The 13,293-nt window shown below is 47.1% G+C and carries 10 protein-coding genes; all 10 read left to right on the plus strand.

The window, feature by feature from the left end; genetic code table 11:
- Positions 1-230 precede the first annotated feature (230 nt).
- The 10 genes from EKG38_RS19155 (at position 231) to EKG38_RS19200 (ending at position 13,192) form a co-directional block, all read left to right on the plus strand.
- Positions 231-1,910, plus strand: a complete 1,680-nt coding sequence (locus tag EKG38_RS19155) for a 4Fe-4S binding protein (protein ID WP_185826910.1) — start codon at positions 231-233, stop codon at positions 1,908-1,910.
- A 10-nt stretch (positions 1,911-1,920) separates the two neighbouring features.
- On the plus strand, positions 1,921-2,601 hold the full coding sequence (locus EKG38_RS19160) for a TorD/DmsD family molecular chaperone (protein WP_126522065.1): 681 nt from the start codon (positions 1,921-1,923) through the stop codon (positions 2,599-2,601).
- Positions 2,602-2,785: 184 nt separating this feature from the next.
- Positions 2,786-2,986, plus strand: a complete 201-nt coding sequence (locus EKG38_RS19165) for a twin-arginine translocation signal domain-containing protein (RefSeq protein WP_012144751.1) — start codon at positions 2,786-2,788, stop codon at positions 2,984-2,986.
- 36 nt (positions 2,987-3,022) lie between these two features.
- On the plus strand, positions 3,023-5,872 hold the full coding sequence (locus EKG38_RS19170) for a formate dehydrogenase subunit alpha (RefSeq protein WP_126522221.1): 2,850 nt from the start codon (positions 3,023-3,025) through the stop codon (positions 5,870-5,872).
- Between the two features lie 27 nt (positions 5,873-5,899).
- The gene (gene fdh3B / locus EKG38_RS19175) at positions 5,900-6,490 is read left to right on the plus strand and encodes a formate dehydrogenase FDH3 subunit beta (protein ID WP_126522067.1); all 591 of its coding nucleotides are present in this window, start codon (positions 5,900-5,902) and stop codon (positions 6,488-6,490) included.
- Positions 6,491-6,550: 60 nt separating this feature from the next.
- A complete protein-coding gene (locus EKG38_RS19180; RefSeq protein WP_126522069.1) occupies positions 6,551-7,558 on the plus strand; it encodes a formate dehydrogenase subunit gamma in 1,008 nt (335 codons plus the stop codon).
- A gap of 909 nt (positions 7,559-8,467) precedes the next feature.
- On the plus strand, positions 8,468-8,665 hold the full coding sequence (locus EKG38_RS19185) for a twin-arginine translocation signal domain-containing protein (protein ID WP_012144747.1): 198 nt from the start codon (positions 8,468-8,470) through the stop codon (positions 8,663-8,665).
- 18 nt (positions 8,666-8,683) lie between these two features.
- Positions 8,684-11,539, plus strand: a complete 2,856-nt coding sequence (locus EKG38_RS19190) for a molybdopterin-dependent oxidoreductase (protein ID WP_126522071.1) — start codon at positions 8,684-8,686, stop codon at positions 11,537-11,539.
- Positions 11,540-11,568: 29 nt separating this feature from the next.
- Entirely contained in the window at positions 11,569-12,138 is a 570-nt protein-coding gene (fdh3B, locus tag EKG38_RS19195) for a formate dehydrogenase FDH3 subunit beta (protein ID WP_126522073.1), read from the plus strand.
- 67 nt (positions 12,139-12,205) lie between these two features.
- A complete protein-coding gene (locus EKG38_RS19200; protein WP_126522082.1) occupies positions 12,206-13,192 on the plus strand; it encodes a formate dehydrogenase subunit gamma in 987 nt (328 codons plus the stop codon).
- Positions 13,193-13,293 lie beyond the last annotated feature (101 nt).

The following is a 13,293-nucleotide window of genomic DNA, read 5'->3' on the forward strand; positions in this document are numbered from 1 at the left end:
AGAGAAGTTTAATAACCATAATTTTGGTATGTGAATTGCTGTAGATAGGGCTATATAAAGTTTGCAGATAAAAGCAGACATAGAAAGCCAGCAGATGAATATAGGTAAAGCTAGCGTAGATTTAACATAGCGCACTTAAAAGGTTTCCCTGATGAATTGGGAGAAACAGATAGCAACCTAGCTGACAGCAACAGCCAAATACTGTTCAGGAACGCAACGTGAGCAAAAATTTGAATAATGATACCCAGGTTGAACTCAAAGCAGTTCGACAGCAGGTGTTGGCCAATACTCAGATCCTTCAGAATCTGATCCCGCCAACCGTAAGTTATACCACCGAAGGGAACGTGCTAATCATAGGGCCGGAAGATCTGGCTCGTTTAGCGGCGGACAAATTGTCTAATATGGGCAAGCTTGCCATCTTGGCTAATGAGTCAATCACCAGTCAGGATGAAGCGCACCTCGAAAAGGTCATGAGCTCGGCTGAAAATGTTGAGAGCTTTTACAATAAACTCATTGAGATTAAAGGTTTCCTCGGCCAGTTTCAGGTTAAGGTCGACTCAGGTTCAGACGAGGCTTCTGATGCCAACGCCGTTGAACTTAGTATGGTGGCGATACGTAAAGCCCACTTCGATCTTATCCTGGATTTGAGCCAATCGCCTTGCATCAACCTTGAGATGCTACCCGCTGGATACTTCTACGTCGGGCAGGATGAGGCTAAGTTAGCCGACGCCATCGCCCAACTTCCCGATCTGATAGGTGAGTTTGATAAGCCACGCTACGTTAAGGTGAATAGTGAGATCTGTGCTCACAACCGTAATGGTATCGATGGTTGTAACCGCTGCCTGAACTTCTGTCCTGCCGATGCGATTCAAAGTATCGACAAGATGATCGAAATTGACCCTTATCTGTGCCACGGTGCCGGCAGTTGTACCAATGCGTGTCCAACGGGCGCCATCAGTTATGATCTGCCAACGCCGCAAGCCCTGCACTCTTATCTGCATAAGTTAGTGACTCGTTTTCGTGAGCAAGCGCAAACGGCGCCGGTTATCCTTTTCCATGATGAAGCGAACGGTGCCGCACTCGTCGGTGCCGATCTACCGGGAGCCGTCATTCCCGTTGCTCTGGAAGAGATAACGGTTGCAAGCATGGATCACTGGATGTCATCTCTTGCCTGGGGAGCACGTCAAATTTTGGTGTTAAACACCGAAGCGACGGCGCCGACTCTGACGCAGATGCTGAAAGGTGAACATAAGTTAGCCAACGATATCTTAGATGAGATGGGCCAACCACAGCGTATCTCAGTTATCGATGAGTCGAGCATAGGTGATCTTGCCGCACTGTTGGAAACCAGTTCGAACTGGCCAGTGATTGTTCCCGGTGAGTTTGCTGCCACGACAAAGCGTAACACCCTGTATGCGGCTATTGACCATCTCAATGAGCAGGCGGCGTCGGTGGATACCTGCTTGAGCCAAAGCAATATTCCTTACGGTATCGTCAGCATCAACAGCGACAAATGTACCTTATGTCTCTCTTGTGTTTCAACGTGTCCGACTCAGGCATTAACCGATGGTGGTGATAAACCTGCGTTACATTTCGTTGAGCAAGATTGTGTGCAATGTGGTCTGTGCGAGTCGGCTTGTCCCGAGAAGGTGATCAGCCTGACACCGCAAATGAATTTTGATAAAGCGCAGCGTCAGCAGCGTCAAACCTTGAAAGAGGAAGCCCCATTCGATTGTATTCGTTGTGGTACCCCTTTCGCCACCCAATCCATGGTGCAACGGATGCTGGAAGTCGTCGGTGGCCACAGTGCCTTTAGCGCTAACATCGAACGATTAAAGATGTGTAGCGACTGCCGGGTAAAAGATATGTTTGAAGACATCCTTCAAGATCCTGAACAGCAACTGCGATAAGAGTTTAGCTATGACCGAATTAGTAAGAGAAGTATCAGAAAACGATCAGTTAAGAGCCGACATCTATCAGCTTTTGGCAGCACTACTGCGTAGTCAGCCAAGCGCTGAGTTATTGCAATTTTTAACCAATCTTGAAGTCGATGCACAAGACGATAGCGAGATGACTAAGGCTTGGTTATCACTGAAATTAGCGGCTAATCAGTTTACCAGTGAGCAGCTTGAAGAGGAGTATTTCAACATCTTCTATGGCGTAGGCAGCGGTGAAATTATGCCTTATGGCAGCTGGTTTATGACGGGGTCATTGATGGACAAGCCATTAGCCCTATTACGTCAAGACCTTCAGCAGTTAGGTTTCGAGCGCGAAGAGGATGTCAAAGAGCCTGAAGATCACGTTGCTGCACTATGTGAAGTGATGGGCACCTTGATTCTTGAAGCACCGGGCTATCGTCAGTTGGCCTTCTATCAGCGCCATATCGGTAGCTGGATTGAGCGCTTCTGCACTAACTTAGCCAAAACACCGAGCGCCGCATTTTATGCGACCGTGGCTCAGTTGGCTAAGTCCTTCTTCGAGGTTGAGGCAAACGAATTTGAGCAACTTCAATTGGACATCCCTGTGAATTGTCCCGGCTCTGAAGCTGAAAAAGTTGAAGCGGAAAAAATTGAACCTACTACCAGTGAGCTAGCTTCTTAAGTAGTGAGCTGGTTATGGGTTGAACATGAGCATCAACTTGAGGTGAGTTTGAAGGTTAAGCCACCGTGTTAAAAGCAAACAAGTTGATGTTATAAAATCGAGGGTTCGCCCTCAAAAGTAACCGGGTCATCGAGTCGTTGGCCCACATTTTAACGAAAATCTAAGCGAAAACTTAGGAGACACTATGAAGAAGCAAGCTTCCGATATGGGTCGTCGTCAATTGCTAAAGGCATTGGCAGTCGGCAGTGCGGCTGGTGCAGTTGCAACTGTCAGTGGACAAGCTCTTGCCGCATCACCAAGCGTTGAACCAACAACAGCTAAAGGTGATGGTTATCAAGAGACTGACCATGTTCGCAGTTATTACGCGTCATTACGTACCAAGTAATTACGCCATAAGTAAATAACATTAGGAGAGTGTGTGATGCGATTAACCCGCAAAACAGACCAGGCTGAAACCGCTAAAAAGCCAGCCCTAGGTCTAAACCGTCGTCAGTTCCTTCAGTCTGCAGGTCTTGCAACTGGTGGTATTGCTGCGGCATCAATGCTTGGCGCAGGAATGATGCGTAAAGCTGAAGCTAAAGAAGTACCCCATAATGCGCCAACTGAAATTAAGCGTACTATCTGTTCTCACTGTTCAGTAGGTTGTGGTATCTACGCCGAAGTACAAAATGGTGTCTGGACAGGTCAAGAGCCTGCATTCGATCACCCATTCAACGCCGGTGGTCACTGTGCCAAAGGTGCTGCCTTGCGTGAGCATGGCCATGGTGAGAAACGTCTTAAGTACCCAATGAAGCTGGAAGGCGGAAAGTGGAAGAAGATCTCTTGGGATCAGGCGATTGAAGAAGTGGGTGGAAAGGCATTGGATATCCGTAAGGAATCTGGTCCTGATTCAGTATTCTTCATGGGTAGTGCTAAGTTCTCAAACGAACAAGCGTATATGTACCGTAAATTCGCAGCGATGTGGGGCACGAACAATGTCGATCACTCAGCGCGTATTTGTCACTCTACCACTGTAGCCGGTGTTGCTAACACTTGGGGCTATGGTGCGCAAACTAACTCTTTCAACGATATCCGCAACGCAAAAGCGATGATGTTCATCGGGTCTAACCCATGTGAAGCGCATCCGGTTGCTATGCAGCATATCCTTGAAGGTAAAGAACGCGGTGCGAAAATCATCGTCGTCGATCCTCGTTTCACCCGTACAGCAGCTAAGTCTGATGAGTACGTTCATATCCGCCCGGGTACAGATATTCCTTATATCTACGGTCTACTTTGGCACATCTTCGAAAACAAGTGGGAAGATCAATCTTTCATCGACCAACGTGTATACGGCATGGAACGTATCCGCGAGGAAGCTGCTAAGTGGAATCCTGCCGAAGTTGAAAATGTGGCTGGTGTTCCTAAAGAGCAGATGTATCGCGTGGCTAAAATGCTGGCAGAGACTAAGCCTGGTACCGTAGTTTGGTGTATGGGTGGTACTCAGCATCACGTCGGTAATGCTAACACTCGTGCCTACTGTATCCTTCAGCTTGCTCTGGGGAACATGGGTGTTGCCGGTGGTGGTACTAATATCTTCCGTGGTCACGATAACGTACAGGGCGCAACCGATTTTGGTCTGCTGTTTGATACGCTACCTGGCTACTACGGTCTTAAGACCGGCTCTTGGAAGCACTGGTGTAATGTTTGGGATCTGGATTATGAGTGGGTTAAGAACCGCTTCGATCAAGAGGAACATTTAGGTCAGGTTCCTATGAACTCGACCGGTATTCCATGTTCTCGCTGGCATGACGGTGTACTCGAAGACAAGTCTAAGATTGCACAGAAAGACAATATCCGCATGGCATTCTTCTGGGGTCAATCGGTTAACACTGAAACCCGTGGCCGTGAGGTGCGTGAAGCGCTGGATAAGATGGACACAGTCGTTGTTGTCGATCCGTTCCCGACTATGGCCGGTGTGATGCACAACCGTAAAGATGGCGTATATCTGCTGCCTGCATCGACTCAGTTTGAGACTTACGGTTCTGTTTCTGCATCTAACCGTTCACTGCAGTGGCGTACACAGGTTATCGAGCCATTGTTCGAGTCTAAGCCAGATCACGTGATCATGTACAAGCTTGCTAAGAAGTGGGGCATCGAGAAAGAGTTCTGTAAGCATATTAAGGTTAACGGCGATGAGCCATTGATTGAAGATATGACTCGCGAATTCAACAAAGGTATGTGGACCATCGGTTACACAGGCCAGAGTCCAGAGCGTTTGAAGATGCATCAGGAAAACTGGGGCACCTTCGATATTAACTCGCTTGAAGCGCCAGGTGGCCCAGCTAAAGGTGAGACTTACGGTCTGCCTTGGCCTTGTTGGGGCACGCCAGAGATGAAACATCCTGGTTCACAGATTTTGTATCGTACAGGTCGTGAAGTGAAAAACGGCGGCGGTAATTTCCGTGCTCGTTATGGTGTTGAGCATAATGGTAATAACATCTTGGCCGAAGGCTCTTATCCTAAGGGTTCAGAGATCAAAGATGGTTACCCAGAGTTTACCGCAGACATGCTTAAGCAACTTGGCTGGTGGGATGATCTGACTCCTGAAGAGAAGAAGCACGCCGAAGGTAAAAACTGGAAGACTGATATCTCCGGTGGTATTCAGCGTGTGGCTATCAAGCATGGTTGTATGCCTTACGGTAACGCAAAAGCGCGTTGTATCGTTTGGAACTTCCCTGATGATATTCCATTGCACCGTGAGCCACTGTATACGCCTCGTCGTGACTTGGTATCTAAATACCCAACTTACGAAGACCGTATGGTTGCTCGTCTTCCTACCCTGTATAAGACAATTCAGGATCAGGACTTCGCTAAAGATTTCCCAATCGCATTGACCTCTGGTCGATTAGTGGAATTTGAAGGTGGTGGTGAAGAGACCCGTTCTAACCCTTGGTTAGCTGAACTTCAACAAGAGATGTTCATCGAAATCAGCCCGGGTGATGCGGCGGATCGTGGTCTTCGTGACGGTGACGATGTTTGGGTTCACAGTCCGGAAGGCGCAAAAATTAAAGTTCAGGCCATGGTAACTCCACGCGTGATTAATGGTGAGTGCTTTATGCCATACCACTTCGCGGGTGTATTCGAAGGTGAAAGCCTAGAGAAGAATTACCCTGAAGGCACAGTACCATATGTGATTGGCGAATCGGCTAACACTGTATTGACCTACGGCTATGATGTTGTGACTCAGATGCAAGAGACTAAGTCTAGCTTGTGTCAGATCACCAAAGCCTAACTGAACTTGATGAGGAGATAAGCCATTATGGCAGTCATGAAATTTCTGTGTGACACCAAACGCTGCATCGAGTGTAACGGTTGTGTCACAGCTTGTAAGAACGAAAACGATTCCGCTCTCGAGTGGGGTATTCAACGTCGCCGCGTAGTAACAATTAACGATGGTGAGCCAGGTGAAGCATCTCTTTCAGTGGCTTGTATGCACTGTACCGATGCACCTTGTCAGGCAGTTTGCCCTGCAAACTGTTTCTACAAGACTGAAGACGGTTTAACGCTACACAACAAAGATACTTGTATCGGTTGTGGTTACTGTCTATACGCCTGCCCATTCGGTGCGCCTCAGTTCCCTAAGAAGGGTGCTTTTGGTAGCCGTGGCAAGATGGATAAGTGTACTTTCTGTGCCGGTGGCCCGGAAGAGACTCATTCAGATGCTGAACGTCAGAAGTACGGTTCAAACCGTCTGGCTGAAGGTAAGTTGCCTATGTGTGCTGAACTTTGTGCAACTAAGTCGCTATTAGCGGGTGATGCAGATATCGTTTCAAGCATCTATCGTGATCGTATTGTTGCACGCGGTAATCCAAATGCGATATGGGGTTATACCCCTAAGACTGGCGCGTAGGACAAATAGGGCTGTGAACTCAGTTCATGGCCCTGTTACTAGTCCGATAAAGGAGTGAGTATGTTATTAAAATCACTGCGTGGCCTGTTTGCTTTGCTGGTTTTACCTTTTGTTTTAACTATGGGGTTAGGTTTGAGCACATCGGCGCTTGCCGTCGATGATCAAACCAGCCAACAGATGGCCAATAGCAGCGAGGTCGATCTATGGCATGCTGTTAAGGCTGGCGATTCTGGTTATACCACCAAGAAGGGCGTTGAAAGTGGCGTTCTGATAAACGTATCGGCTATAGAGGCAACTGAGATAAAGAATCAATACCTCACTCCAGCGATGGGGTTGGCGGTATTGGGTGTATTTGGTGCTTTCATCGTCTTCTATTTTGTTAATGGTCCCTCTAAGTTAAGTAAGGGCTACTCAGGCAAGATGGTATTACGTTGGTCTAAGGCTGACTTGTGGATCCACTGGGTATTAGCTATCTCTTGTCTGGGGCTGATACTTACAGGTATCAACATCATGCTGGGTAAACATATTCTAGAGCCTTATGTGGGTGAAGGAATGTGGGCCGGACTGATTTCTGCTAGTAAGTTTATCCATGATTACGTGGGCCCTGTGTTTATCATATCTTGGATCTTGTGCGTCGTTAAATGGATGCCTCTGCAGACATTTAAGATGTATGACCTTAAGTGGTTCTTAGTCGTTGGTGGTTACATCAACTTCGGTCCATTCAAGGGTAAGCATCCTGATAGTGGTTTTGCTAATGCCGGTGAGAAGATGTGGTTCTGGACACTTACCCTGTTCGGGCTGTTCATCAGTGTTTCAGGCATGATGTTAGTCTTGCCTGGCTTAGATCTTCCTCGCGAAGCATCTTTTGCGGCACTACTGATACACGCTATCAGCGCGATCATTATCATCGCATTTACTATCGTACATATTTGGATGGCGACAGTATTGAGTGAAGGTGGTATGGAGTGTATGAAGTCTGGTTATTGTGATGAGAACTGGGCCGTACAACACCACAACCTTTGGTATGATGAGATCAAGGCTAACGACACGTTGGAATATAAAGATTAGGCTTTAGTGTCGAGCTACGAGCTACGAGCTACGAGCTACGAGCTACGAGCTACGAGCTACGAGCTACGAGCTACGAGTCTTAAGCTGTAAGTCATAAGTAAAAGCGCCTCGGCCTAATAAGCCGGGGCGTTTTTGTATCTGGCTTTTGGAGTTGTGATTTTAGTTTCAGCTGTTGGTAGAAATAGAGAGGAAAGAGCAGCTTCGCTGTTGAGAACCGGGCACTCTTAGCAAGAGCAGACACCACAACCTTTGGTATGATGAGATCAAGGCTAGCGGCACGTTGGAATACAAAGATTAAGTATGCAGTTCCTAGGTACTAGAACCTAGGAACTCAGATAAAAGCCTCAGTTGATATCCTTCACTGAGGCTTTTTTATGTCTGGTAGCTGGTTGTTCATTTTTATCATCTGCTCGCAACTTTCTCTGCTCTGTCTCGAACTTAAAACTTACAACTTTTCACTCTTCTATTTAATCTTCGAGCCCGCAGTTGTCTTTGCTGCCTTTTTAGTCACTTTCAGAATATTGAATCCTGCTCTTGAAACCCATTCCTAATTACGCATTCTCTTAAGTATCAACAGATTGAGCATACAAGCTGATAACAAGTGTAACTCGGATTTTATTGCAGATTTATGCAATAAAAATGAACTAATTTCCAAAACATGATTCGGTTAACACTTTAGAGAAAGGGCCGCTGTATTCACGATCTGAATTGGATTTAGATCAATTTTTAAATTCTGAATTTCTCCTATATTGCGCGGGTAATTTTGGGATGCTTCTAATAAATAATGACTTTTTACTTTTTGAAAACTAAGGATTAACCATTCGGCAACAGTCGTTTGGAAACCACATTTTTCTAAAAGTAATCTGGCTATTACTAATAACGAGTATTCCTTTCACACCAGGAGCAAATATGAAGAAGCAACAGCCTGATCTAAATCGCAGATCTTTGCTGAAAGCACTCACTATCGGTGGTACGGCAACAGCCGCACTCGCCGTAACAGGTGTCAGTGCCGCTCAAGCAACAGAAAGCAATGTAAGCACTAAGAGTGCTGATGGCTACCATGAAACTGCTCACATCCGCAGTTATTACAATAGCTTGCGTAGCTAAATTAGGAGAAATCGAGCGATGCAATTAACTCGCAAATCCAACGCGGCACCTAAAGTTGAAAAAAAATCTTTAGGGATTAGCCGTCGTCAGTTTATGAAGCATGCAGGTATCACTACCGGTGGTATTGCAGCGGCTTCACTTTTGGGTACAGGCATGATGCGTCGTGCTGAAGCCAAAGATGTCCCTCACAATGCTCCGATCGAGATCAAGCGTACCGTTTGTAGTGCTTGTGCGGTAGGTTGTGGTCTATATGCCGAAGTACAAAATGGTGTTTGGACAGGTCAAGAGCCTGCATTCGATCACCCGTTCAACAGCGGCGGACACTGTGCTAAAGGTGCTGCACTGCGTGAACATGGTCACGGTGAGAAGCGTCTTAAGTACCCAATGAAGCTTGTCGATGGCAAGTGGAAGAAACTATCTTGGGAGCAGGCTTTCAACGAAGTTGGCGACCAGATGCTGGATATCCGTAAGGAATCTGGTCCAGATTCACTTTACTTTATGGGTAGTGCTAAGTTCTCGAACGAAGGCTGCTACATGTATCGTAAACTTGCGGCTATGTGGGGCACGAACAACGTCGATCACTCAGCACGTATTTGTCACTCTACCACGGTAGCCGGTGTTGCAAACACTTGGGGTTACGGTGCGCAAACTAACTCTTTCAACGATATTCAGAATGCAAATGCAATCTTCTTCATCGGGGCAAACCCGGCCGAAGCGCATCCTGTTGCTATGCAGCATATTCTGCTTGCGAAAGAGAAGAACAACGCAAAAGTTATCGTTGTCGATCCACGTTTCTCACGTACTGCTGCTCACTCTGATCTGCACTGTGCACTGCGTCCTGGTACCGATATCCCATTCATCTACGGTATGCTTTGGCACATCTTTGAGAACGGCTGGGAAGATAAGACATTTATCCAAGAGCGTGTGTTCGAGATGGAAACTATTCGCGAAGAGGCGAAGAAGTTCCCACCAAAAGAAGTTGAGCATATTACCGGTGTAAGTGAAGAGCAGGTTTACCAAGCTGCTAAGCTTATGGCCGACAATCGTCCAGGCACCGTAGTTTGGTGTATGGGTGGTACTCAGCATCACGTAGGTAATGCCAACACTCGTGCTTACTGTATCCTTCAGCTTGCGCTGGGTAACATGGGCGTTAAAGGTGGTGGTACTAACATCTTCCGTGGTCACGATAACGTACAGGGTGCAACTGACTTAGGTCTGCTGTTCGATACGCTACCTGGCTATTACGGTCTTAAGACCGGCTCTTGGAAGCATTGGTCTCATGTATGGGATCTTGAGTTTGATTGGGTTAAGAACCGTTTCGATCAGAACTCATACCTAGGCCGTATTCCAATGAACACGCCTGGTATTCCTTGTTCTCGCTGGCATGATGGTGTGTTAGAAACGCCTGAGAAGCTAGCTCAAAAAGATCGTATTCGTATGGCGTTCTTCTGGGGACAATCGGTTAACACCGAAACCCGTCAACGTGAAGTACGTGACGCACTGGATAAGATGGACACTGTAGTGGTTGTGGATCCGTTCCCAACTATGGCGGGTGTTATGCATCGTCGTCAAAATGGTGTTTATCTACTTCCTGCGGCAACTCAGTTCGAAACTGAAGGTTCAGTATCTAACTCGGGTCGTAGCCAACAGTGGCGTGAGAAGGTTATCGAGCCATTGTTCGAGTCTAAGACTGACCTTGAGATCATGTACCGTCTGTCTCAGAAGCTTGGTTTCGCCGACGAATACACTAAGCGTATAGCTAAAGATGCCAATGACCTTCTGGTTATTGAAGACATCACTCGCGAGATTAACCGCGGTATGTGGACTATCGGTATGTCTGGTCAAAGCCCAGAGCGTTTGAAGCTGCATACCCAAAACTGGGGTACGTTCAGCAGCAAGACGCTTGAAGCGGAAGGTGGTCCTGCGAAGGGCGATACTTACGGTCTACCTTGGCCTTGTTGGGGGACGCCGGAGCAGAAGCATCCAGGTACTCAAATCCTTTATAACACACACAAGCATGTGCTTGAGGGTGGCGGTAACTTCCGTGCTCGTTTCGGTGTGGAATACAAGGGTAAGAACCTGCTTGCCGAAGGTAGCTTCTCTAAAGGCGCCGAGATTCAAGATGGTTACCCGGAGTTTACCTCTGAGATGCTTAAGCAACTTGGCTGGTGGGATGACCTTACGGCGACCGAGAAAGCCGAAGCTGATGGCAAAAACTGGAAGACCGATCTTTCCGGTGGTATCCAGCGTGTCGCTATGAAGCACGGTTGTATTCCTTATGGTAATGCTAAGGCGCGTTGTATCGTTTGGACCTTCCCGGATCAAGTGCCTGTTCACCGTGAGCCGCTTTATACGCCACGTCGTGATCTTGTATCTAAGTATCCAACTTATGATGACATGCAAGTTCATCGTCTGCCCACACTGTACAAGTCAATCCAAGAGAAAGACATGACAGGTCAGTATCCACTGGCATTGACCTCTGGTCGTCTGGTTGAGTATGAAGGTGGTGGTGAAGAGTCTCGTTCGAACCCATGGCTTGCAGAGCTTCAACAAGAGATGTTTGTTGAGATCAACCCAGGTGATGCTGCCGATCGTGGTATCCGCGATGGTGATACCGTGTGGTTAGAAGGTGCTGAAGGTGGCCGAATCAAGATTAAGGCTATGGTGACACCTCGCGTTAAAGCTGGTGTTACTTGGATGCCTTATCACTTCTCTGGTGTTATGCATGGTGAAAGCCTTGCAGCAAACTACCCGGAAGGTACGGTTCCTTATGTTATTGGTGAGTCAGCTAACACTGCATTGACTTATGGTTATGACCCTGTGACTCAGATGCAGGAAACCAAGGCATCGCTTTGTCAGATTGAAAAAGCGTAAGTGCAGAATAAGCTAGGAGAAATGCCGTTATGGCTACAATGAAATTTTTGTGTGATACCAAGCGCTGCATCGAATGTAATGGTTGTGTCACTGCTTGTAAGAACGAAAACGACTCTGCTCTGGAATGGGGCATTCAACGTCGCCGCGTTGTGACTATCAATGATGGTCAACCTGGTGAAGCATCTCTTTCAGTGGCTTGTATGCACTGTACCGATGCACCTTGTCAGGCAGTATGTCCTGCGAACTGCTTCTATAAGACTGAAGACGGTTTAACGCTACACAACAAAGATACCTGTATCGGTTGTGGTTACTGCTTATACGCTTGCCCATTCGGTGCGCCTCAGTTCCCTAAAAAGGGTGCCTTTGGTAGTCGCGGCAAGATGGATAAGTGTACTTTCTGTGCCGGTGGTCCTGAAGAGGATCATTCAGATGCAGAGCGTCAGAAGTACGGTTCAAACCGTATCGCTGAAGGTAAACTTCCAATGTGTGCTGAGCTATGTGCGACTAAGTCGTTACTTGCGGGTGATGCTGAGATTATCTCGTCAATCTACCGTGAGCGTGTTGCATACCGTGGCTCTAAAAATGCAATCTGGGGTTAATCCCTAGTCTGTATTCAGCCCAAAAATCCACGCCATGGCGACATGGTGTGGAAGATAAGGATGTAATATGAACAATTGGTTCAAACAGATTGGCTTAACTTTAGTGCTGATGTTTAGTGCTATTGGCCTAGCTCAAGCTGGCTCCTCACAGGGAGCTGAGCAGCCTGTTGCTACTGATGGTCAGATTTGGTCTCAGTTAAAAGCGGGTGCCACAGGTGTTACTACCTCTCATGGTGAGTTTCACAATCAGCCGATCAATACCTATGATCTACGAGTTTTAGAGCTTCGTAGTGATCTGTTAGCTCCAGCATTAATGGCTGCGCTATTTGGTATGATCATCATCTTCGTCCTGTTTATCAAAGTGAATGGTATTTCTAAACTTCACGGTGGTTTCTCAGGCAAGTTGGTGTATCGCTGGTCTAAGTTTGATGTATCGATTCACTGGTTAGGTGCTATTCCTTGCCTGTTATTGATTCTGACGGGTCTTACTCTGTTGGCAGGACGATTCTTCTTCCAGCCGTACATCGGCGAAGGTTTGTGGGCAGGCTTTGTCTACGCGGCTAAGCAAGTGCATGACTTCATGGCTATCCCATTCATGTTGGGTTGGGCGTTGATGGTCACCTTGTGGGCTAAAAACCAGTTGCCTAAGATGTATGACCTTAAGTGGATGATGGTGGTGGGTGGTTACATCAACTTCGGTCCATTCAAAGGTAAGCACCCGGATGCCGGTTTTGCTAACGCGGGTGAAAAACTCTGGTTCTGGGCCTTTGCTGTCTTTGGCCTGGTTATCTCAGCGTCTGGCATGTTGCTGCTATTCCCGAACTTGTTCGAGCCTAGCCGTACACTGAGCCTGATTGCACTCGTGCTTCACTCTGTCAGTGCCATCATCATTACTGCTTTCTCAATCGTCCATATCTTTATGGCAACGGTTATGTCAGAAGGTGGTATGGAGTGTATGGTTTCTGGATACTGTGATGAGACTTGGGCAAGCCAACACCACAACCTTTGGTTCGATGAGATCAAAGAGAAGGGTACGCTTAAGTATAAAGATTAGTACCTAGGTTCTAGAAACTAGAATCGATTTTATTAAAACACCTCGTTGGGTAACTAGCGGGGTGTTTTTGTTTTTATAAAGGCTTGAGGTTGGAGTTGGAC

Source organism: Shewanella canadensis (assembly GCF_003966225.1).
Lineage (GTDB): Bacteria > Pseudomonadota > Gammaproteobacteria > Enterobacterales > Shewanellaceae > Shewanella > Shewanella canadensis.

Bases quoted from the DNA above. Each gene is read 5' to 3' on its own strand.
- EKG38_RS19165 (WP_012144751.1), top strand. From the start codon at position 2,786: ATGAAGAAGCAAGCTTCCGATATGGGTCGTCGTCAATTGCTAAAGGCA.
- fdh3B (WP_126522073.1), top strand. From the start codon at position 11,569: ATGGCTACAATGAAATTTTTGTGTGATACCAAGCGCTGCATCGAATGT.
- EKG38_RS19160 (WP_126522065.1), top strand. From the start codon at position 1,921: ATGACCGAATTAGTAAGAGAAGTATCAGAAAACGATCAGTTAAGAGCC.
- EKG38_RS19180 (WP_126522069.1), top strand. From the start codon at position 6,551: ATGTTATTAAAATCACTGCGTGGCCTGTTTGCTTTGCTGGTTTTACCT.
- EKG38_RS19170 (WP_126522221.1), top strand. From the start codon at position 3,023: ATGCGATTAACCCGCAAAACAGACCAGGCTGAAACCGCTAAAAAGCCA.
- EKG38_RS19200 (WP_126522082.1), top strand. From the start codon at position 12,206: ATGAACAATTGGTTCAAACAGATTGGCTTAACTTTAGTGCTGATGTTT.
- fdh3B (WP_126522067.1), top strand. From the start codon at position 5,900: ATGGCAGTCATGAAATTTCTGTGTGACACCAAACGCTGCATCGAGTGT.
- EKG38_RS19185 (WP_012144747.1), top strand. From the start codon at position 8,468: ATGAAGAAGCAACAGCCTGATCTAAATCGCAGATCTTTGCTGAAAGCA.
- EKG38_RS19190 (WP_126522071.1), top strand. From the start codon at position 8,684: ATGCAATTAACTCGCAAATCCAACGCGGCACCTAAAGTTGAAAAAAAA.